This is a genomic window from Bradyrhizobium sp. 23AC, assembly GCF_054863025.1.
Genome location: NZ_JAVAYN010000298.1, coordinates 1 through 237 on the forward strand (window position 1 = coordinate 1; position 237 = coordinate 237).

1 protein-coding gene is annotated in these 237 nt (G+C 68.8%); it reads right to left on the bottom strand.

Annotation, left to right across the window (positions count from 1 at the left end; all coding sequences use genetic code 11):
• A partial coding sequence (locus tag RAD10_RS42500) for a penicillin acylase family protein (protein ID WP_461622091.1) occupies window positions 1–237 on the bottom strand: 237 nt, incomplete at both ends.

Consider the following 237-nt stretch of genomic DNA (forward strand, 5'->3'; position numbering starts at 1 on the left):
CTGCGGCGTCCACGGCGCCGGCTTGTAGTTGAGGATGCGAAACTCCACCGGCAGCGGCTCGCGCTCCATCGCGGCGTTGACGCCATCGCTGAACGCGCCCAGAATTTCGCGCGAGCGCGCGGAAAGACGCTGCCACTGCGTCTGCACCATCGCGCGCACCGGAATCGCGCGTTCCGTCTCATCGGCTGAGAGCGCGTGCGGGCCGTAGACCTCCGCGAGGTCGCCGAGGATGTAGCG